Raw genomic sequence first — 234 nt, 5'->3', positions numbered from 1 at the left:
CTGGGACAGGAAAGACATTCAGAGAATTGACATATTCAGCTTGTTCGTTAAGGCGACTTGCTGCCGCCTGAATCATTTCTTGAAATTTACTTGCGTTAATATTTGACACTAGTCTTCGACCACCTTCACATTTTGTACATATACATTGACTTTAGCTGCTACAATGCCAAGTTGATTTTCCAGATTGAAACGGATACGTTCTTGGATGCTTTTGGCAACTTCGCTAATTTTAAC

At 38.9% G+C, this 234-nt stretch carries 1 protein-coding gene; it reads right to left on the bottom strand.

Features of this window, described 5'->3' with window-relative positions; translation table 11 throughout:
• Positions 1-108: 108 nt before the first annotated feature.
• Positions 109-228: an Asp23/Gls24 family envelope stress response protein gene (locus ETC07_RS16465; protein WP_368733199.1), complete on the bottom strand. Its 120-nt coding sequence runs from the start codon at positions 226-228 to the stop codon at positions 109-111.
• Between the last annotated feature and the right edge of the window lie 6 nt (positions 229-234).

Source organism: Halomonas borealis (assembly GCF_004798905.1).
Classification (GTDB): Bacteria; Pseudomonadota; Gammaproteobacteria; order Pseudomonadales; family Halomonadaceae; genus Halomonas; species Halomonas borealis.
Note: the sequence above shows the minus strand (reverse complement) of the source record. Positions and strands in the feature narration are given on the sequence as shown.